Source organism: Roseburia sp. 831b, from assembly GCF_001940165.2.
Lineage (GTDB): Bacteria > Bacillota > Clostridia > Lachnospirales > Lachnospiraceae > Roseburia.
Map to the genome: position 1 here is coordinate 799,641 of NZ_CP135162.1, position 21,711 is coordinate 821,351.

The following is a 21,711-nucleotide window of genomic DNA, read 5'->3' on the forward strand; positions in this document are numbered from 1 at the left end:
AAAGGCAACGATGAGTTAAGACAGAGGAAAGATAAAAGAGGGAAAAAAGATGAGAATTGGAACAAAGGATTTTGATGTAGCAAATCACACGTATGTAATGGGAATTTTGAATGTGACACCGGATTCTTTTTCAGATGGTGGAAAGTTCAATCAGATTGATCTAGCCTTAAAACATACGAAGGAAATGTTAGACGATGGAATGGCGATTGTAGATATCGGTGGTGAGTCGACAAGACCAGGATACACCAAGATTTCGGACGAAGAGGAAATTGAGCGTATTGTTCCGGTAATCGAGGCGGTAAAACGTGAGTTCGATGTTCCAATTTCAGTGGATACTTATAAAGGCGGCGTTGCCAAAGCAGCCATCGAGGCGGGTGCGGACTTAATCAACGACATCTGGGGATTAAAGTACGACGATAAGATGGCGGATGTCATTGCAAAAGGAAACGTTGCATGCTGCCTGATGCATAACAGAGAAAATCAGGATTATACCAACTTCAGACAGGATTTGTTAAGAGATTTAGAAGAAACAATTGAAATTGCAAAAAAGGCAGGTATTGCGGACGATAAGATTATCTTAGATCCAGGTGTTGGATTTGCAAAAAGTTATGAAAATAATTTAGAAGCAATTCATTATGTAGAGGATTTGCATCTGTTATCTTATCCGATTTTACTTGGCACTTCTCGCAAGTCTGTGATTGGATTAACATTGGATCTTCCGGCAGACGAACGTGTGGAGGGTACAGTTGTAACGACAGTTCTTGCCGTAGAAAAAGGCTGCGCATTCGTGCGTGTGCATGATGTGAAAGAAAACTATCGTGCCATCAAGATGACGGAAGCAATTCTTGGAAAATAGAACACATGAAATAAGATGATAGAAAACGATAAAAGCAAAATGATAGGAAAGCAAGGAAATAACATGGATTTTATCAAGATTACAAATTTGAAAATTTTTGCGCACCACGGTGTTTTCCCGGAGGAAACAAAGAACGGACAGTTTTTTTATATCAATGCAAAGCTGTATTTAGACTGCAGAGCCGCTGGAAAGACCGACGATTTGACGAAGTCGGTTCACTATGGGGAAGCATGTCAGTTTATGACAAAATTTTACGAGGAGCATACCTATCTTTTGATTGAGACAGCGGCAGAAAAGCTTGCCGAGGCATTACTTTTGGAATATGAATTATTGCAGAAGATTGAACTTGAATTATGTAAACCAGATGCACCGATTGGATTGCCGTTTGAAAATGTGTCGGTTACAATTGAGCGTGGATGGCATACCGTATACCTTGCGATGGGCTCAAATATGGGCGAAAAAGACGATTATCTTGCCATGGGGGTAGAAGAACTTAAGAAACAGAAAGAAATCCGTGTAACGGGCGTTTCTGACGTGATTACGACAAAGCCATACGGCGTGACGGATCAGGATGATTTCCGGAATGGTGCAATTGCGATTCAGACACTTTTTACACCACAGGAACTTTTAGATGTACTTCATGAGATTGAAGAAAAGGCGCAGCGCAAGAGAATCCGCCGCTGGGGACCAAGAACACTGGATTTGGATATCATTTTTTATGATAAATTGGTTTATGAGGATGAAAATCTGATTATTCCACATGTTGATATGGAAAATCGTACCTTCGTATTAGAACCATTGATGCAGTTATGCCCGAATTACAGGCACCCGATTCTAGGGAAAACGGTAGAACAGTTGTTGCGTGTGTTAAAAGAAAACAAGACGGAGTAGAGATGAGAGCAGTATTATTTGATTTGGATGGAACACTGATTAATTCCGAGGAAGGAATCACAAAGAGTGTTTCGTATGCACTTGCATATTATGGAATAAAAGTAGAGAATCTTGCAGATTTAAGATGCTTTATCGGACCGCCATTAGAGGTGATGTTTCACGAAAAATATCAGTTTGATGAAGAAAAATGCAAAGAGGCAGCCGCAAAATACCGGGAGCATTATCACGTAAAAGGGATTTTAGAGTGTTCACTTTACGATGGTGTGAAAGAGGCATTAGAGAAATTAAAAGCGGATGGATACCGGATTGCCCTGGCATCTTCAAAACCAGAGGAACTTTGCAGAAGAATTTTAAATATGTTTGAGATTACCGAGTATTTTGATGAGATTGTAGGTGCGACTTACGATGGGCGAATCAGCAGCAAGGACGAGGTATTAGAAGAGTTAGAAAGGCGTATGACCGATATCCCTAAAAGTGAGATGTGCCTGGTGGGAGATACCAAATATGATGTCTGCGGTGCAAAGAAGTTTGGAATTGACTGTGTAGCAGTAAGTTACGGATTTGGCGACAGAAGGGAATTTGAAGAGCTTGGCGCGGTCTGTGTCTGCGATAATTTGAAAGAAGTGGTGGATTACATTGAAGCAAATTAAAGGATACCGTTTGTGGCAAATTATTTACCCGGTTGGAATTTATTATGTGGTTTCGAGTGTCGTATTTCTTTTTGCAGGAATGCTTTTTGGCAATGCGAACGAGACGTATATGCTGAGGCAGACACTGTGTGCCCTGGTAACGATTCCATTTTTGTATTTTTCTTTCTACCGAAAGGATAGGCAGTTAGAAAAGATTGTGATGGATGGAAAAGAAAAAGATACAGCTACGGATGTAGTTAAGTATATTATTTACGCCGTTATTGGCACAGGCACGCTTGGAATTGCCTGCAACAATCTGATTGCGATGACACCGCTTATGCAGGTATCATCTGGCTATCAGGAGACGAACCAGGCATTTTTTGGCGGCGGAATGGTATTTGAAATCATAGGTTCCGGTCTTTTGATTCCGATTGCCGAGGAGATGCTTTTCCGTGGAATTGTGTTCAAACGCCTTAGAATCTGGGCAGGGGAGAGGATTGCAATCGCAGGATCAGCCTTGTTTTTTGCCCTGATTCATGTGAATCTGGTACAGTTTCTTTATGCTGGTATCTTAGGAATTTTTCTGGCACTTTTGCTGGAAAAGTCAGGAAAGCTCTACATCCCGGTTTTGGGTCATATAACGGCAAATCTGATTGCGATTGCACGTGCAGAGACAGGATGGCTTTCTTTTGCTTATCAGATAACGCCGGCAGGGATTGGAGTGACGGTGGGATGTCTGCTGGTGGCAGGCTGCATTGTCTGGGTGTTGACGAGAGAAAGATAAATTATTTTAGATAAAATGTACATTGTTCCTTTCAGAATCGGATGATATAATAATCTTGGGAGAGTGGAAGGAGCCTGAATGGCAAAAAATATGAGGAGTTGAATTTTACAGACGATTTCATGTTTTGTAAAGTTCTGACGAACAATCCACAGTTGTGTCACGAATTACTGGAACTTATAATCGGAAAAAAGGTTGGAAAGTTTCTAATGTTGGATAAACAAAAACCGATTGAGATTACAGCAGATGGAAAAGGAATTCGATTCGACGTGTACAGCGAGGATGACCAAAATGTTGTTTATGACTGTGAGATGCAGGCGGCAGACAATACGAATCTGCCGAAAAGAACGAGATATTATCAAGGAATGGTGGATTTGAATCTGATTGAGCGTGGGGCGGATTACAGTGAACTAAAAAAGAGCTATCTTATTTTCATTTGTCCCTTTGATGCGTTTGGACAGGGATTGCACAAGTACACATTTAAAAACTATTGTGAAGAGTTGCCAAGGCTTGCACTAGGGGATGAATCTACAAAAATTTTTCTGTGTGCAGAAGGAAACACAGATGATGTTTCCTTAGAAATGAGAGAATTTTTGAATTGGATGACAAGTGGACAAAAGGGAAACATTAATCTTGTTAAGAATCTGGAACAGGCGGTACAAAAAGCCAGAAATCATGAGGAATGGAGGACTGAGTATATGACATTACTTATGAGAGACAATAAAATGCGGGAAGAAGGTCGCAGCCTAGGGCGAGAAGAAGGTCGTGAGGAAGAAATTTTCCTGAGTGTACAGGAGGGAGACTACGGAATACGACGAGGCGCGGAAAAGCTGGGAATTACAGAGCAGGAATTCATCAAACGGATGAAAGCGGCTGGGTATCAAGTTACAGAGACAATATAATTAAGGACAGAAAAGTAAGTTTTATTCTAAAAAGCGAGGGAAAAGCCGAGTAATTGTATGACATGGTTTTTCTCTCGCTTTTGGTTTTATAAAGTAAAGCGTTTCGAGCAGTGCTGATAAGAAGGAAAAGTAGTTATATTTTGACACACAATTTAGACACAATTTAGGAAAGAGAGGGCAAAAAGCCCTCTCTTTCTTATTTTTTTACATTAATCTGATAGAGCGAATTGTGCGTATGAGTATAAAATGTAAAACACAATTTACAATAAAGACAGAAAATAATATGACAATATATGAATTCACAAACTATCAGACAATAACAATGAAAAACAATGTTTACAAGGAAACAAAAAAGTTGTATATTGATATCAACAGAAAATGGTTCTGGATTTAGACAGAGGATAGGAAAGGAAGTAAGTATGAAGGAACAGTTTAACGAGAGCAACGCAGTTGCGAAGGGATTGTATGATCCGTCTTTTGAGCATGATAACTGTGGTATTGGTTCTGTTGTCAACATCAAGGGAATCAAGACGCATGCCACAGTAGAGAATGCATTGAAGATTGTAGAAAACTTGAAGCACAGAGCAGGTAAGGACGCAGAAGGAAAAACAGGTGATGGTGTTGGTATCCTGTTACAGATTTCCCATAAGTTTTTTACAAAGGCTGTAAAACCACTTGGAATTGAACTTGGTGGAGAACGTGACTATGGTATTGGTATGTTTTTCTTCCCACAGGATGAGTTGAAACGCAATCAGGCAAAGAAAATGTTTGAAGTCATTGTGGCAAAAGAAGGTATGGAATTCCTTGGATGGAGAGAAGTGCCAAACGATCCTGGAAAATTAGGTCAGAAAGCCGTTGACTGTATGCCATATATCATGCAGGGTTTTGTAAAACGTCCGGCAGACGTTGCCAAGGGACTCGATTTTGACCGTAAATTGTATGTCGCAAGACGTGTTTTTGAACAGTCTAATGATGATACTTATGTTGTTTCATTATCAAGCAGAACAATTGTATACAAGGGTATGTTCTTAGTAGAGCAGTTAAGACAGTTCTTCCTGGATTTACAGGATAAGGATTATGAATCCGCAATTGCAACGGTTCACTCCCGTTTCTCAACAAACACAAATCCAAGCTGGGAACGTGCGCATCCAAACAGATTTATCGTACATAACGGTGAGATTAATACCATCAAGGGTAATGCCGACAAGATGCTAGCACGTGAGGAGACGATGGAATCCGAGCATTTACACGGAGAGTTACAGAAGGTGCTTCCTGTTATCAACACAGAGGGTTCTGACTCAGCAATGTTAGATAATACATTAGAGTTCTTAGTGATGAGTGGAATGGATTTACCGCTTGCTGTTATGATTATGATTCCGGAACCATGGGCAAACAACAACACAATGTCCCAGAAGAAAAAGGATTTCTATCAGTATTATGCAACAATGATGGAGCCTTGGGATGGACCGGCATCTATCCTCTTTTCCGATGGTGACATCATGGGTGCGGTGCTTGACCGTAACGGACTTCGTCCATCCAGATATTACATCACAGATGATGATTATTTAATCCTTTCTTCTGAGGTTGGTGTTCTTGACATTGACCCAACCAAGATTAAGGTAAAAGAGAGACTTCGTCCCGGTAAAATGCTTCTTGTTGATACCGTGGCCGGACGTGTGATTGATGATGACGAGTTAAAAGAGCGTTATGCAAGCATGCAGCCTTATGGTGAATGGCTTGACCGTAATCTTGTCCGTTTGCAGGATTTAAAGATTCCAAACCAGAGAGTGGAAGAATATTCCAAAGAAGAGCGCCAGAGAATGCAAAAAGCATTTGGATACACTTACGAATCCTTAAAAGACCAGATTCTTCCGATGGCATTAAACGGGGTGGAAGGAACTTCTGCAATGGGTATCGATACGCCGCTTGCAGCACTTTGCAACGACCATCAGCCATTGTTTAACTACTTCAAACAGTTGTTCGCACAGGTAACAAACCCGCCAATCGATTCCATCCGTGAAAAAGTTGTAACATCTACCACAACTTATATTGGTGAGGACGGAAACCTCTTAGAGGAATGTGCAGAGAACTGTCAGGTATTGCAGGTGAAAAATCCAATTTTGACCAACACAGACCTGATGAAGATTAAAAATATGAAAAAAGAAGGATTTAACGTTGTTGTCCTTCCAATTATCTACTATAAAAATACAAGCCTTGAAAAAGCACTCGATCGTCTGTTTATTGAAGCAGACCGTGCATACAGAGAGGGCGCAAACATCTTAATCCTTTCCGATAGAGGTGTGGATGAAAACCATGTTGCAATTCCATCTTTATTAGCAGTATCTGGATTGCAGCAGTACCTGGTTAAGACAAAGAAGAGAACAGCACTTGCAATCATTCTGGAATCCGGTGAACCAAGAGAGGTACATCATTTTGCAACCCTGATTGGATATGGTGCCTGTGCCATCAACCCATATTTGGCACATGAATCGGTCAAACAGTTAGTGGACGAGCATATGTTAGACAAAGATTACTATGCAGCAGTTGATGATTACAACAAAGCAATCATCAATGGTATCGTAAAGATTGCATCTAAGATGGGTATTTCCACAATCCAGTCCTACCAGGGTTCTAAGATTTTTGAGGCAATCGGTATTGATTCTACTGTAATTGACAAATATTTCACAAATACGGTCAGCCGTATCGGTGGTATCACATTAAAAGATATTGAAAATGATGTCAACGAGTTACATTCCGCAGCTTACGATCCACTGGGATTACAGACAGATTTAACGCTAGACAGCAAGGGACGTCATAAGATGAGAAGTGGAGCAGACACGCACCTTTACAATCCTGCTACAATTCATCTTTTACAGGAATCCACAAAGCGTGGCGATTACGAGCTGTTTAAACAGTATACCAAATTGGTAAACGAAGAAGAAAAAGATGGAAACTTACGAGGACTGATGGACTTTAACTTCCCGAAAAAAGAGATTCCGATTGAGGAAGTTGAAAGCGTTGACTCCATCGTAACCAGATTTAAAACAGGTGCAATGTCTTATGGTTCTATCTCAAAAGAAGCACACGAGACACTTGCAATTGCGATGAACCATTTACATGGAAAATCCAACACCGGTGAAGGTGGTGAGGATCCGGAGCGTATTCAGAGCAAGAACAGTTCGGTGAACCGTTGCTCTGCCATCAAGCAGGTTGCATCCGGTCGATTTGGTGTTACAAGCCGTTACTTAGTCAGTGCGGAAGAAATCCAGATTAAGATGGCACAGGGTGCAAAACCAGGTGAAGGTGGACATCTTCCAGGCAAGAAAGTATATCCTTGGATTGCAAAGACAAGACTTTCCACACCAGGTGTAGCATTGATTTCTCCACCACCTCATCATGATATTTACTCCATCGAGGATTTGGAGCAGTTGATTTACGATTTGAAGAATTCCAACCGTGATGCGAGAATTTCTGTAAAACTGGTTTCTGAGGCTGGTGTAGGTACCGTCGCAGCCGGTGTTGCGAAAGCAGGAGCACAGGTTATCTTAGTTTCCGGTTATGACGGTGGTACCGGAGCAGCACCAAGCAGTTCCATCCACAATGCAGGACTTCCTTGGGAACTTGGACTTGCCGAGACACACCAGACACTGATTATGAACGGACTTCGTAATAAGGTAAGAATCGAGACAGACGGTAAACTGATGAGTGGACGTGATGTTGCAATCGCAGCATTGCTTGGAGCAGAGGAATTTGGTTTTGCAACAGCTCCGCTTGTAACCATGGGATGTGTGATGATGCGTGTCTGCAACCTGGATACCTGCCCGGCTGGTATTGCAACACAAAACCCTGAACTTCGAAAACGTTTTGCAGGAAAGCCAGAATATGTAGAAAACTTCATGCGTTTTATCGCACAGGAATTACGTGAGTACATGGCAAAATTAGGCTGCAAGACAATCGATGAGATGGTCGGACGCAGCGACTTGTTAAAGGTAAGAGAAGATTTAACCGGCCATGAAAAAGAGTTGGATTTAAGCAAGATTTTGAACAACCCATTTGCAGGTCCAAAAGAAAAAGTGACCTTTGATCCAAAGCATGTTTATGACTTTGAATTAGAAAAGACAAAAGATGAGACCGTATTGTTAAAACAGCTTTCTTCTGCATTAAACAACAAGCAAAAGAGATGCATCGAGGTGGAAGTAACCAATACAGACCGTTCATTTGGTACCATTTTTGGTTCTGAAATCACAAAGAAATACGATGATACCTTAGAGGAAGATACCTTCATTGTAAAATGTAACGGTGCAGGTGGACAGAGCTTTGGTGCCTTTATTCCAAAGGGACTTACCTTAGAGCTTGTCGGAGATTCCAATGACTACTTCGGAAAAGGTTTATCCGGTGGTAAACTGGTTGTCTATGCGCCGGCTGGTGTCAAATACAAAAAAGATGAAAACATTATCATCGGTAACGTAGCACTTTATGGTGCGACAAGCGGAAAAGCATTTATCAGCGGTGTGGCAGGCGAACGTTTCTGCGTCCGTAACTCGGGAGCTTCCGCTGTCGTAGAAGGTGTTGGTGACCACGGCTGTGAATACATGACAGGTGGACGTGTTGTAATTCTTGGTAAAACTGGAAAGAACTTTGCGGCAGGTATGAGCGGTGGTATCGCTTATGTTTTAGATGAAGACAATGATCTCTATACCAGAATCAACAAAGAGATGGTATTTTCAGAGGAAGTAACCAATAAATACGATGTCATGGAATTGAAGGATATGATTAAAGAACATGTTTCCTTTACCAATTCTGAAAAAGGAAAAGAGATTCTAGATAACTTCAGCGAATATTTACCGAAGTTTAAGAAAGTCATTCCTTATGATTACAATCGTATGTTAATGGCAATCGTTCAGATGGAAGAGAAAGGTTTATCTTCCGAACAGGCACAGATTGAAGCATTCTATGCAAATGCAAAGATGTGAGAAAGGATTGAAGAAGATGGGAAAACCAACGGGATTTATGGATTATGATAGAGAGAATGCAGCCGCAGTTGCACCAAAAGAGCGTATTAAGAACTTTAACGAGTTCCACACACCGCTTTCAAAAGAAAAACAGCAGATTCAGGGCGCAAGATGTATGAACTGTGGAGTTCCTTTCTGCCAGGCAGGAATGAATATCTGTGGAATGACATCAGGTTGTCCGTTACATAACTTAGTACCAGAGTGGAATGATCTTGTATACACAGGAAATTGGGAGCAGGCATATAACCGTCTGGCAAAGACGAACAACTTCCCAGAATTTACCTCCAGAGTGTGCCCAGCACTCTGTGAGGCTGCATGCACCTGTGGACACTGGGAAGATCCGGTAACTTGTAGAGCGAATGAGAACGGAATCATTGAAAATGCATACGAACAGGGATATGCAAAGGCAAACCCACCAAAGGTCCGTACCGGAAAGAAGGTTGCAATCATCGGTTCCGGTCCATCCGGTCTTGCAGCGGCAGACCAGTTAAACAAACGTGGCCATCAGGTAACGGTATACGAGAGAGATGACCGTGTGGGCGGGCTTTTAATGTATGGTATTCCAAATATGAAGCTGGAAAAATGGGTGATTGACCGAAAGATTGCAATCATGAAAGAAGAAGGCATTGTATTTGAGACAGGAGTCAATGTCGGAAAAGATATTAAGGCAGCAAAATTAGTAAAGGAATATGACCGTGTGATTTTAGCATGTGGAGCAAAAAATCCTAGAGACATCAAGGTTCCGGGAAGAGATGCAAAGGGTATCTATTTTGCAGTTGATTTCTTAAAAGCAACCACAAAGAGCCTTTTAGACTCCGATTTAAAGGATAACAAATATATTTCTGCAAAAGGAAAGAAAGTTGTCATCATCGGTGGCGGTGATACCGGAAATGACTGTGTGGGAACCTCAATCCGTCATGGCTGTGCAAGTGTGACACAGCTTGAAATGATGCCAATGCCGCCAAAGGAGAGAGCAGAGGACAATCCTTGGCCAGAGTGGCCGAAGGTCTTAAAGACTGATTACGGCCAGGAGGAGGCAATCGCAGTATTCGGACACGACCCACGAATTTATCAGACTACCGTAAAAGAATTTACCAAAGATAAAAACGGAAATTTAAACGGTCTTGTGACAGTAAAATTAGAGCCGAAAAAAGATGAAAAGACCGGAAGAACAATAATGGAAGAGGTTGCCGGTTCTGAAAAGAAGATGGAGGCAGATTTAGTCTTAATCGCAGCCGGATTCCTTGGAACAGAACAGTATGTTGCCGATGCATTTGGCGTAAACTTAAATGCCAGAACTAATGTGGCAACAGAAGAAGGCGCTTATGCTACCAATGTGAAAAATGTATTCGCCGCAGGTGATATGCATAGAGGACAGTCCTTAGTAGTATGGGCAATCCGGGAAGGCAGAGAAGTCGCAAGAGAAGTCGACGAAAGTCTGATGGGATATTCTTACCTGTCTGTTCAGTAGCAGATAACAATTCCATAAGAAAAAGGAAACCCCGCATAAATGGTTGCAGTCATTTATGCGGGGTTTTTTAAGAAGGGGGTTTTGTTTTCTATAAAACCCATGTTGACGTCCTGACGCCAACGCATTTATTATGCATGATGATTCGAAAAAAATCTACAAAAAAATTGTGAACTTTTTTTGAAAATGCAATGACAAATGTACTTGAAACAGATACACAAAGTTTGCGCATCTGATACGTCGTGCTTGACGTGATTTAGAGTTATCAAGTATAATAGCCACATATGGAAACATGGTTTTGGAGGAATAAAAATTGGCAATAGATCAAAGTAAAATTCGTAATTTTTGTATTATCGCACATATCGATCACGGCAAGTCGACACTTGCAGATCGTATCATAGAGATGACCGGAACCCTGACAAGCCGTGAGATGCAGGCTCAGGTTCTGGATAATATGGACTTAGAGAGAGAAAGAGGAATTACCATCAAATCCCAGGCAGTCCGTATTATCTATAAGGCAAAAGACGGGGAAGAGTATATTTTCAACCTCATTGATACACCTGGACATGTTGACTTTAACTATGAGGTGTCAAGAAGTCTTGCGGCATGTGATGGTGCCATCCTGGTTGTGGATGCAGCGCAGGGGGTAGAGGCACAGACTCTGGCAAATGTTTATCTTGCCTTAGATCATGACCTTGATATTATGCCGGTTATCAATAAGATTGACCTTCCGAGCGCGCAGCCAGATGAAGTCATCCAGGAGATTGAGGACGTTATTGGAATTGAGGCAGAGGATGCACCACGCATTTCTGCAAAGACCGGATTGAATGTAGAAGAGGTGCTAGAGCAGATTGTGACAAAGATTCCGGCTCCAACCGGAGATCCGGCGGCTCCGTTAAAGGCATTGATTTTTGATGCTTTGTACGATGCTTATAAGGGTGTCATTATTTTTTGCCGTGTGAAAGAAGGTACGGTAAAAGTTGGAGATACCATTAAAATGATGGCAACCGGAGCGATGGATGAAGTCACAGAAGTAGGTTATTTTGGAGCAGGACAGTTTATCCCATGCGACGAATTGTCAGCAGGAATGGTAGGATATATCTGTGCCAGCATTAAGAATGTGAGAGATACCCGTGTCGGTGATACGGTTACGAATGCGAATCGCCCTTGCGCGGAGGCATTGCCGGGCTATAAAAAAGTAAACCCAATGGTATATTGTGGTCTGTATCCGGCTGACAGTGCGAAATACCCGGATTTAAGAGAGGCATTGGAAAAACTTCAGGTAAACGATGCATCGTTACAGTTTGAGCCGGAGACGTCGCTGGCGCTTGGATTTGGATTCCGCTGTGGGTTCTTGGGATTGCTTCATTTAGAGATTATCCAGGAACGATTAGAGCGTGAGTTTAATTTAGATTTGGTTACAACAGCACCGGGTGTTGTATACAAGGTGCATAAGACAAATGGAGAAGTCATCGACTTGACCAATCCATCTAATTTACCAGACCCATCCGAAATCGAATATATGGAAGAACCGATTGTTTCAGCAGAGATTATGGTAACAAGCGAGTATGTAGGTGCTATCATGAAATTATGCCAGGAGCGGCGCGGTGTTTATATCAGCATGGAATATTTAGAGGAGACCAGAGCTTTAATCAAGTATGATCTTCCTTTGAATGAGATTATCTACGATTTCTTTGACGCATTAAAATCACGTTCCAGAGGATATGCATCTTTTGATTATGAGTTGAAAGGTTATGAGCGTTCTGAACTTGTAAAACTGGATATTTTAATCAACAAAGAACAGGTGGATGCGTTATCCTTTATTGTGTTTGAGGGAAGTGCTTATGAGCGTGGCAGAAAGATGTGCGAGAAATTAAAAGAAGAGATTCCAAGACATTTGTTTGAGATTCCGATTCAGGCAGCAGTTGGTGGAAAAGTCATTGCGCGAGAAACGGTAAAAGCAATGCGAAAAGATGTGCTTGCAAAATGTTATGGTGGTGATATTTCCCGTAAGAGAAAGCTTTTGGAGAAACAGAAAGAAGGAAAGAAGCGAATGCGCCAGGTTGGAAATGTAGAGATTCCACAGGAAGCATTCATGAGCGTTCTAAAATTAGACGAAGATTAAGGAGAAGCTGTTACAGTAAAGTGGTCGAGAATGGAAACGTTACTGTGACAGCTTTTTATGAAATAAAGCGAGAATGGAAACGTTACCGTGACAGTTTTTTATAAAGAAATAAAACGAGAATGGAAACGTTACCGTGACAGTTTTTATAAAAAGAGAAGTATCAGGGAAAAGAGGTGAATCGATTTGGAACAAAAAGAATTGGAATTATATGTACATATTCCGTTTTGCATGAAAAAATGTTTGTATTGTGACTTTTTGTCAGCGCCGGCAGATGAGGAAACACAAAGAGAATATGTAGAAGCGCTGCTTCGGGAAATCCGTTTCTTTGGAGAGCGTTCGTCGGATTATGTGGTAAGTACCATTTATATTGGAGGCGGAACGCCATCCTGGCTGGACGAGTCATTGATGGCAAAGATTATGGAAGAGATAACGCATCGTTTTCTGCTTGCAAAAGATGCGGAGATTACGATTGAATGTAATCCGGGAACCGTGACAGAGCGGAAATTTCAGGTTTACAAAAAGATTGGAATCAATCGTTTAAGCATCGGATTACAATCCGTCAATGAAAAAGAGTTACAGTTATTAGGAAGGGTTCACACGTTTGACCAGTTTTTAAAGACCTATGAACTTGCGAGAAAAACAGGTTTTACCAACATCAATGTGGATTTGATGAGCTCCCTTCCGGGACAGACACCAAAGACGTTTGCAAAAACGCTTCAGCAGGTGATAAGGCTTCATCCAGAGCACATTTCAGCATATTCTTTGATTATTGAAAAAGGAACGCCTTTTTATGAAACTTATAAGTTTGATGCAGTGAAACAAAGAGCCGGAATGCAGACCGAATTTTTGCCGACGGAAGATGAAGAGTACGAGATTGGAAAATTAACGCAGGTGGTTTTGGAAAAAGCAGGGTATCACCGCTATGAGGTTTCGAATTATGCAAGAGAAGGATATGCCTGCCGCCACAACATTGGTTACTGGAGGAGAACGAATTATCTTGGAATGGGACTTGGAGCAGCCTCCCTTCTGGAGAACATCCGTTATACCAATACATCGGATTTGTATCACTATATTGAGGAAAGCGTTGACATCAAGAATGTCATGGTGCCGGTGACGTTAGCAAACCAGACGACTGTACCGGTTCCGGCAACCAATCTTTCTGATACCGTGGATGTCATTGAGCGAAATGCACAGATGGAAGAATTTATGTTTTTAGGACTTCGTATGACACAAGGGGTCTTTCGAGAAGATTTTGAGCGTGCGTTCGGAATGACGATTGAATCCGTTTATGGAGAGGTATTGCAGACCCTGTTACAGGAAGGGTTACTTGAAAAAAGTGAGGGCAGAATTTTTCTGACCGACCGGGGAATGGAATTAAACAGCTATGTGACGTCACAATTCCTTTTTGGAAATTAGATTGTATCTTAAAAAATACTTGTTAAAATATTGTCAATCTCGAAAATCCGTGTTAAGATAAGTTGTCTGCGTAATGAGAAAGATTCTTGTTACAAAGCCATAGGAAAATCGAATACGGATGTCACTGACGTCAAAAATCGGATGATTTGAGAGGAAAGAGATTGGCATATTACAATGGAGCATACTAGCGGCCACTCTTTTTTGCGTACAAAAAAGGGTGGCTTTTTTAGTTGAAAAGATTGGGATGTTGGAAAGGCTGTTCTATAAATTTATTTTCTGATTTGGTTTGGGTGTCAAAAGATGCCCCCAAACCTGGCTAATTGACAAATTACAAAACGTCAAGTTTATTTTGTGCTGATGTACGAACATAAGAAAATCTAAGTATGCTTGAAAAAGTAATCTTAGAGTGACGTGACCGGCATTCAACGAGCCTTCCATGGCTCGTGAAGCCTTGTTCTGCCATCCGTGGCAGAACATCACTGATGATGGACAAGTATACAAAGATTTTCTAATGTTCTTCCAAAGGCACGAAATAAACCTGTCTTTTTGCAATTTGTCAGTCAGCAGACAACGAGCCATCTTTTGACACCCGAACCCAAATCAGAAAATAAATTTATAGAACAGCCCTTCCAACACCCAAATCTTTCAAAAAACGTCGCACATCGAGGAAAGGAGCAATCATGGAGACGAGAGTGGCTTTGATTGGAATTATGGTGGAAAATCCGGATTCTGTGGGAGAATTAAACCAGCTGCTTCACGAGTATGGAAGTTACATCATTGGCAGAATGGGAATTCCGTATAAGGAGCGCGGAATCAACATCATAAGCGTTGCGATTGATGCACCGCAGGATAAAATCAATGCATTGTCCGGGAAAATCGGTAGATTGAACGGAATCAGTGCAAAGACGGTTTATTCCAATTTAAAAGAGAACAAATAAGAAATTTGAGGTTATATGAAAAAAGAATTTGAACTTATTACACAAATCAGAGAAAATCAGTCGATAAGCAGAGAGCAGTTTGAGACGCTTATGACGTGTGAGGATGCGCAGGTGATTGATTTTTTACATCAGCAGGCAAGAGAAGTGGCGGATGGCATTTATGAGAATAAAGTTTATATCCGCGGCCTGATTGAGTTTACAAACTACTGCAAAAATGACTGCCTGTATTGTGGAATCCGCAGAAGCAATGCGAAGGCGAACCGGTATCGTCTTACCAAAGAAGAGATTTTGGACTGCTGCAAGGTCGGATATGAATTAGGATTTCGGACATTCGTGCTGCAGGGCGGGGAAGACCCTTATTTTACAGATGACAGAATTTGTGAAATTGTATCTGCAATTCGAACAACTTATCCCGACTGTGCCATCACACTTTCCATTGGCGAGAAGGAAAAAGAAAGTTACGAGCGCTACTACAAGGCGGGAGCCAATCGTTATCTGCTCCGTCATGAGACCGCGGACGAGGCGCATTACCAATATCTGCATCCAAAAGAATTATCCCTTGCGCATCGCAAACAATGCCTTTGGGATTTAAAGGAGATTGGTTACCAGGTAGGATGCGGTTTTATGGTGGGTTCCCCTCACCAGACCAGAGATACCCTGTATGAGGATTTGATGTTTATCAAAGAACTGCAGCCGCACATGGTTGGAATTGGGCCGTTTATTCCACAGCAGGATACTCCGTTTGCAAAGGAGACAGCAGGAACGATGGAAGAGACGCTCCGGCTGCTTTCCATCATCCGGCTGATTCATCCGCATGTGTTATTGCCGGCGACAACAGCCCTAGGAACGATTCATCCGTTAGGAAGAGAAAAAGGAATCCAGGCGGGCGCCAATGTCGTGATGCCGAACCTTTCCCCGGTTGAGGTAAGGGACAAATATAAACTGTATGACAACAAAATCTGTACCGGCGATGAAGCCGCAGAGTGCCGTTTCTGTATGCAAAGACGTATGGAAAGCATCGGTTACGAAGTGGTGACAGACCGTGGAGATTTCAAATAGTAGAAAGAAGGAAAAAAATGTATAACGTAAAATCATTAAAAGCAGAAGAATTTATTTCAGATGAAGAGATTCAGGAGACACTTGCCTACGCAGATGCGAACAAGGACAACGTAGAACTGATTGACCAGATTATTGCAAAGGCAAAATTAGAAAAAGGACTGACACACCGTGAGGCATCTGTCTTATTAGCCTGTGAAATCCCGGAAAAATTAGACGAAGTCTACAAATTAGCAGAAAAAATCAAACAGGACTACTACGGAAACCGTATCGTTATGTTTGCACCGCTTTACTTATCCAACTATTGTGTCAATGGCTGTGTGTACTGTCCATATCATATGAAAAACAAACACATCGCCCGTAAAAAACTAACACAGGACGAGGTGCGCAAAGAAGTAATCGCATTGCAGGATATGGGACACAAACGACTTGCAATCGAGGCAGGAGAGGACCCGGTCAACAACCCAATCGAATATATCTTAGAGTGTATCGATACCATTTACAGCATCAAACACAAAAACGGTGCCATCCGTCGTGTTAATGTCAATATTGCCGCAACAACAGTCGAAAACTACCGTAAATTAAAAGAAGCCGGAATCGGAACCTATATTCTTTTCCAGGAGACCTACCACAAAAAGAGTTACGAAGAACTTCACCCGACAGGACCAAAACATGATTACGCCTATCACACAGAAGCAATGGATCGTGCGATGGAAGGTGGAATCGATGACGTAGGACTTGGTGTTTTATTCGGTCTTGAAATGTACCGCTATGAGTTTGCAGGACTCTTAATGCATGCAGAACACTTAGAGGCAGTACATGGCGTCGGACCACATACCATCAGTGTTCCTCGTGTCAAACATGCGGATGACATCGATCCAAACGCATTTGATAACGGCATCACCGACGATACTTTTGCAAAAATCTGTGCTTTAATCCGTATCTCCGTTCCATACACCGGAATGATTATCTCCACACGTGAGAGCCAGGCAGTTCGTGAAAAAGTATTGCCACTTGGTGTTTCCCAGATTAGTGGCGCTTCACGTACAAGTGTAGGTGGATATGCTGAGCCAGAACCGGAAGAAGAAAGTTCCGAACAGTTTGACGTCAGCGACAACCGTACCTTAGATGAAGTTGTAAACTGGCTGATGAAATTAGGTTATATTCCATCCTTCTGTACCGCATGCTACAGAGAAGGAAGAACCGGTGACCGTTTTATGGCACTTTGCAAGAGCATGCAGATTTTGAACTGCTGTCATCCAAACGCACTTATGACATTAAAGGAGTACTTGGAGGATTATGCAAGTGAAGAGACCAGAGAAATCGGAATGGCATTAATCGAGAAAGAATTAGAGAAAATCCCGAATCCAAAGGTAAAACAGACTGCATACGAGCATATTCATGACATCGCAGAAGGAAAACGTGATTTCCGTTTCTAAAAGCAGTCTTGTTTGACATGATAGGATGGTAATAAATTGCCGCAATTGTTGATGACTGACATCATGGGGATGATGGAATCGAAAGGAAAAAGTAATATGGCAACTCTAAATGAAACACCGAGCAGCAATCGGCTTCACATTGGAATCTATGGAAAAACAAACAGTGGAAAGTCTTCCTTTATCAATGCATTTACGAATCAGGAAGTCTCCATTGTGGCAGATGTAGCTGGTACAACCACCGATCCGGTTTATAAGCCGATGGAAATCAATCCACTCGGACCATGTGTCATTATTGACACAGCAGGTTTTGATGACGAGACAGAACTTGGCGCAAGACGTGTGGAAAAGACACAGCTTGCCGCAGAAAAAACGGATATTGCCGTCATTTTAGTGACGGCGGAAGCATCCGAAGAATCGGCTTCGGTATCCCAAAAAGAGATGGGCTGGAAAGCTGGAAATTTTGTGGAAAGTTTCCCGGAAGAGGCAAAGTGGTATCATATTTTTAAAGAAAAAAAGACACCGATTCTTTTCGTGGTCAACAAGGCAGACCAGGAAGAGGATTCCAATGCCTTAGCGGAATGGTTAAGAGAGCAGACAAAGACGGAGACGATTGTCGTCAGTGCCAAGACAGGTGATGGCATGGAGCAGGTAAAAGCTGCATTGACCCGCCTTATGCCGGAAAATTTCGGGGAAGAATATATCACCGGAACGTTAGTCGGCGAGGACGATTTAGTCCTTCTTGTGATGCCACAGGATATCCAGGCACCAAAAGGACGCTTGATTCTGCCGCAGGTGCAGACATTGCGGGAACTTTTAGATAAAAAATGTATGGTCATGAGTGTGACGACAGATAAATTGGTTCCTGTTTTAAAGGTCTTAAATCAGCCGCCAAAACTCATTATCACCGACTCCCAGGTATTTGGTTATGTCTATGAGCAGAAACCAAAGGAAAGTATGCTGACTTCCTTTTCGGTGCTGTTTGCAGCTTACAAAGGAGACCTTCCCTATTATATCGAAGGTGCAAAAGCAATCGATTCCCTGAAAGAGACATCGAAGGTATTGATTGCAGAGTGCTGTACGCATGCGCCGTTAGCGGAGGATATCGGACGTGTGAAGATTCCACGCATGCTGCGCAAACGTGTGGGAGAGGGACTTACCGTAGACGTGGTAAGCGGAACGGACTTCCCGGAAAACTTAAGTGATTACGACTTAATCATTCAGTGCGGCGCCTGTATGTTCAACCGCAAGTATGTGCTTTCGCGCATTGACCGTGCCAGAGCGCAGAAGGTGGCAATGACCAATTACGGTGTCACCATTGCACATATCACCGGAATTTTAGATAAAATTGCAGAACCTTAAAAATTGAAAAAGCGAATACCTAAAAAAAAGATACCATTTTTAAAAATGGTATCTTTTTTTGTATGCCCATCTTCTTTACAATGCAACTAACAGTGAAAAAGGAAAAGAGAGGCATGTGTTATGGAATATAAGTTTTTAGACGAAAATGGTACATTTTGCATGGACAGACCGGAAAATAACAGTGATTTTTATTTCCCGATTGCCGCAGAAAACGGAATCAAAAGTGCGGTGACGCCAAACTGGGGCGGAGATAGTAAATGGGATCAAAATCATTTTTTGTTAGAGCCTGTCAGTGTGGAAAATTTGCATAATAACCGGAGCAGCAGAAACTTCTGGTGTCAGGTGAAAGGAATTGGAAACTGGTCCGTGACAGGTGTTTCCGCGGAGGCAAATGCAGCGAAATTCACGGATTGTCAGGAAGAAAGCCAGATGGAAGCAGGTTACATGTGGCAGACGACACGAAGAAGTTCCAAAAAATATCAGTTACAGTCAGAAGTCACCATGTTTGCACCGGAAGTGGATGAGGATTTTTCGATGGAAGTGATGCAGGTGAAGGTCACAAACATAGGAAGAATCTGCGCGTTTCTTACACCGGTTGCCGCCGTTCCGATTTATGGAAGAAGTGCAGATAATATAAGAGATCACAGACACGTGACATCTTTGTTACATAGAATTTCCACAATGGACTGTGGTGTAGAAGTGACACCGACCATGTCCTTTGATGAGAGAGGACATCAGGAGAACTATACCACCTACTTTGTGTGCGGTGTCACGGGAGAAGGCGGCAAGCCAAAACGTTTTTATCCGACGCTGCGCGAATTTATTGGGGAGGGCGGTAACTTAGAACGTCCAAGAGCATTGATAGAAAAGAAAGAAGGACATCCTGCCGGCGCTTCCTTTACCGGGGAGGCATTTGGCGGAATAAAATTTGAGGAAATCTGCTTAGAACCGGGAGAGACGGCAAGCTATACCATCTTTTTAGGTATCTGCAAAGGTTCTGGCACACGAGAGGAAAAGAAAGAAAAGATTGCGAAAATAATCGAAAAATATAAAACCGAAAAACTGGTAGAAGAAGCATTTTTAAAGACCAAGGAGAAATGGAAAAACCAGGTGAACGTTCATTATCACACCGGAGAGGAAACATTCGACCAGTTTTTAAATTGGGTAAGTTTCCAGCCAATTTTAAGAAGAATTTACGGTTGTTCCTTTTTACCACATCATGATTACGGAAAAGGTGGAAGAGGATGGAGAGATCTCTGGCAGGACTGTCTGGCACTTTTGATTATGAGTCCGACGCAGGTTCGAAAAATGTTGTTAGATAATTTTGGCGGTGTGCGGATTGACGGAACAAATGCCACAATCATCGGAGAGAAACAGGGAGAATTTGTCGCAGACCGTAACAATATTACAAGAGTGTGGATGGATCATGGCGTCTGGCCGCTTTTGACCACAAATCTGTACTTAGAGCAGACCGGAGATTTTTCCATTTTAGAGGAGAAAGTTCCGTATTTTAAAGACAAACAGATTGTCCGTGGTACAAAGACAGATGAGGAATGGAAGGAAGGGGAGACCTGGCAGCAGACAAAGAACGGAGAAATCTATTATGGAAGCGTGTTAGAACATTTGTTAATCCAGCATTTGACGGCATTCTATGAAGTTGGGGAACACAATGAAATTTTGCTGCGCGGTGCAGATTGGAACGATGCTTTGGATATGGCATCAAAGCGCGGAGAGAGCGTTGCCTATACCAATGCTTATGCCGGAAATTTAAAGAGCCTGGCTTCCATTATCCGTTACGAAGCTAAAAGAACAGGAAAAAAACAGCTTCTGTTATGGGAAGAAATCGAAAGATTATTGGAAGATAACAAAGAACTTTATGAATCCGTTTCAGACAAGAAAAAATGTCTGGATTCCTACTTGGAACAGGGATGTCATTTCATTTCCGGAAAAAGAAAGGAATTTGACGCGGAGGATGTTGCAACAGGGTTAGAGCATAAGGCTGACTGGATGATGGAACATATCCGTAAGACGGAATGGGTGACGGACGCAAAAGGAAATGGCTGGTTCAACGGCTACTATGATGACCACGGAAGAATGGTAGAAGGAAAGATGGAACAGGGTGTCCGCATGATGCTGACAAGTCAGGTGTTCTCTATTATGGCGGGTACTGCAACCGATGAACAGGTGCGTGCAATTACAAAGAGTGCGGATACGTATCTTTTTGAAAAAGAGATTGGTGGTTATCGTCTGAATACAGATTTTAAAGAAGTGAAGATGGATTTAGGCCGCATGTTTGGATTTGCTTATGGAGAAAAGGAAAATGGAGCAGTATTTTCCCACATGGCGGTCATGTATGCAAATGCACTGTATCAGAGGGGATTTGTGGAAGAAGGATACAAAGCGTTGAAAGCATTAGAAGAACAGGCGATGAATCCTTCCGTCAGTCACATTTATCCGGGAATTCCAGAGTATTTTAACAGTGATGGAAAGGGCTTGTACCACTATCTGACCGGAGCTGCAAGCTGGTATATGCTCACGGTAATCACACAGATGTTTGGTGTTCGTGGAGAGAAAGGCGCCCTAAAGATTGCACCAAAACTCAAAAAAGAGCAGTTCGATGCGAAAAATGAGGCAAAAATTACATTGCCGTTTGGTGGAAAAAACTGGGAAATCTGTTTAAAAAATCAGTTCGGAGCCGAATACGGAACCTATCAGATAAAAAAAGCAGTATGGAATCAGACCGAATGTCAGCTGGACGGAGCAGAGTCATTCCTTTTGACAAAAGAGGAGATAGAACAGGCACCACAAAATAATGTAATAGAGATTTGGCTTAGTTAAA

The 21,711-nt window shown here is 42.1% G+C and carries 14 protein-coding genes; all 14 read left to right on the plus strand.

What is annotated here, in order from left to right:
- Nucleotides 1–49 precede the first annotated feature (49 nt).
- The 14 genes from folP (at nucleotide 50) to BIV16_RS03645 (ending at nucleotide 21,710) form a co-directional block, all read left to right on the plus strand.
- Nucleotides 50–856, plus strand: a complete 807-nt coding sequence (gene folP, locus BIV16_RS03580; RefSeq protein ID WP_075679311.1) for a dihydropteroate synthase — start codon at nucleotides 50–52, stop codon at nucleotides 854–856.
- Between the two features lie 63 nt (nucleotides 857–919).
- The gene (folK, locus tag BIV16_RS03585; RefSeq protein WP_075679739.1) at nucleotides 920–1,747 is read left to right on the plus strand and encodes a 2-amino-4-hydroxy-6-hydroxymethyldihydropteridine diphosphokinase; all 828 of its coding nucleotides are present in this window, start codon (nucleotides 920–922) and stop codon (nucleotides 1,745–1,747) included.
- A 2-nt stretch (nucleotides 1,748–1,749) separates the two neighbouring features.
- Nucleotides 1,750–2,397 carry an HAD hydrolase-like protein gene (locus BIV16_RS03590; RefSeq protein ID WP_075679310.1) on the plus strand — a complete coding sequence of 216 codons (648 nt, stop codon included), beginning with the start codon at nucleotides 1,750–1,752 and terminating at the stop codon, nucleotides 2,395–2,397.
- The gene (locus BIV16_RS03595; protein ID WP_075679309.1) at nucleotides 2,384–3,160 is read left to right on the plus strand and encodes a CPBP family intramembrane glutamic endopeptidase; all 777 of its coding nucleotides are present in this window, start codon (nucleotides 2,384–2,386) and stop codon (nucleotides 3,158–3,160) included. Before BIV16_RS03590 ends, BIV16_RS03595 begins: the two co-directional genes overlap by 14 nt.
- 119 nt (nucleotides 3,161–3,279) lie before the next feature.
- Nucleotides 3,280–4,059 (plus strand): Rpn family recombination-promoting nuclease/putative transposase, encoded by a 780-nt coding sequence (locus BIV16_RS03600; RefSeq protein ID WP_075679308.1) that lies wholly within the window; start codon nucleotides 3,280–3,282, stop codon nucleotides 4,057–4,059.
- 419 nt (nucleotides 4,060–4,478) lie between these two features.
- The gene (gltB, locus tag BIV16_RS03605; RefSeq protein ID WP_075679307.1) at nucleotides 4,479–9,032 is read left to right on the plus strand and encodes a glutamate synthase large subunit; all 4,554 of its coding nucleotides are present in this window, start codon (nucleotides 4,479–4,481) and stop codon (nucleotides 9,030–9,032) included.
- Between the two features lie 16 nt (nucleotides 9,033–9,048).
- Nucleotides 9,049–10,542, plus strand: coding sequence for a glutamate synthase subunit beta (locus BIV16_RS03610; RefSeq protein ID WP_075679738.1), 1,494 nt, complete (start codon nucleotides 9,049–9,051; stop codon nucleotides 10,540–10,542).
- Between the two features lie 310 nt (nucleotides 10,543–10,852).
- Entirely contained in the window at nucleotides 10,853–12,664 is a 1,812-nt protein-coding gene (gene lepA / locus BIV16_RS03615; RefSeq protein WP_075679306.1) for a translation elongation factor 4, read from the plus strand.
- 228 nt (nucleotides 12,665–12,892) lie between these two features.
- Nucleotides 12,893–14,080: a coproporphyrinogen-III oxidase family protein gene (hemW, locus tag BIV16_RS03620; RefSeq protein ID WP_442971733.1), complete on the plus strand. Its 1,188-nt coding sequence runs from the start codon at nucleotides 12,893–12,895 to the stop codon at nucleotides 14,078–14,080.
- A gap of 680 nt (nucleotides 14,081–14,760) precedes the next feature.
- Nucleotides 14,761–15,018 carry a TM1266 family iron-only hydrogenase system putative regulator gene (locus BIV16_RS03625; protein WP_075679304.1) on the plus strand — a complete coding sequence of 86 codons (258 nt, stop codon included), beginning with the start codon at nucleotides 14,761–14,763 and terminating at the stop codon, nucleotides 15,016–15,018.
- A gap of 15 nt (nucleotides 15,019–15,033) precedes the next feature.
- Nucleotides 15,034–16,077, plus strand: a complete 1,044-nt coding sequence (hydE, locus tag BIV16_RS03630) for a [FeFe] hydrogenase H-cluster radical SAM maturase HydE (protein WP_075679303.1) — start codon at nucleotides 15,034–15,036, stop codon at nucleotides 16,075–16,077.
- Nucleotides 16,078–16,094: 17 nt separating this feature from the next.
- Nucleotides 16,095–17,513, plus strand: a complete 1,419-nt coding sequence (gene hydG, locus BIV16_RS03635; RefSeq protein ID WP_075679302.1) for a [FeFe] hydrogenase H-cluster radical SAM maturase HydG — start codon at nucleotides 16,095–16,097, stop codon at nucleotides 17,511–17,513.
- Between the two features lie 96 nt (nucleotides 17,514–17,609).
- Nucleotides 17,610–18,872, plus strand: coding sequence for a [FeFe] hydrogenase H-cluster maturation GTPase HydF (hydF, locus tag BIV16_RS03640; protein ID WP_075679301.1), 1,263 nt, complete (start codon nucleotides 17,610–17,612; stop codon nucleotides 18,870–18,872).
- Nucleotides 18,873–18,992: 120 nt separating this feature from the next.
- The gene (locus BIV16_RS03645; RefSeq protein ID WP_075679300.1) at nucleotides 18,993–21,710 is read left to right on the plus strand and encodes a GH36-type glycosyl hydrolase domain-containing protein; all 2,718 of its coding nucleotides are present in this window, start codon (nucleotides 18,993–18,995) and stop codon (nucleotides 21,708–21,710) included.
- The last annotated feature ends 1 nt before the right edge of the window (nucleotide 21,711 follow it).

Bases quoted from the DNA above. Each gene is read 5' to 3' on its own strand.
- folP (WP_075679311.1), top strand. From the start codon at position 50: ATGAGAATTGGAACAAAGGATTTTGATGTAGCAAATCACACGTATGTA.
- folK (WP_075679739.1), top strand. From the start codon at position 920: ATGGATTTTATCAAGATTACAAATTTGAAAATTTTTGCGCACCACGGT.
- BIV16_RS03590 (WP_075679310.1), top strand. From the start codon at position 1,750: ATGAGAGCAGTATTATTTGATTTGGATGGAACACTGATTAATTCCGAG.
- BIV16_RS03600 (WP_075679308.1), top strand. From the start codon at position 3,280: ATGTTTTGTAAAGTTCTGACGAACAATCCACAGTTGTGTCACGAATTA.
- gltB (WP_075679307.1), top strand. From the start codon at position 4,479: ATGAAGGAACAGTTTAACGAGAGCAACGCAGTTGCGAAGGGATTGTAT.
- BIV16_RS03610 (WP_075679738.1), top strand. From the start codon at position 9,049: ATGGGAAAACCAACGGGATTTATGGATTATGATAGAGAGAATGCAGCC.
- hemW (WP_442971733.1), top strand. From the start codon at position 12,893: ATGAAAAAATGTTTGTATTGTGACTTTTTGTCAGCGCCGGCAGATGAG.
- BIV16_RS03625 (WP_075679304.1), top strand. From the start codon at position 14,761: ATGGAGACGAGAGTGGCTTTGATTGGAATTATGGTGGAAAATCCGGAT.
- hydE (WP_075679303.1), top strand. From the start codon at position 15,034: ATGAAAAAAGAATTTGAACTTATTACACAAATCAGAGAAAATCAGTCG.
- hydG (WP_075679302.1), top strand. From the start codon at position 16,095: ATGTATAACGTAAAATCATTAAAAGCAGAAGAATTTATTTCAGATGAA.
- hydF (WP_075679301.1), top strand. From the start codon at position 17,610: ATGGCAACTCTAAATGAAACACCGAGCAGCAATCGGCTTCACATTGGA.
- BIV16_RS03645 (WP_075679300.1), top strand. From the start codon at position 18,993: ATGGAATATAAGTTTTTAGACGAAAATGGTACATTTTGCATGGACAGA.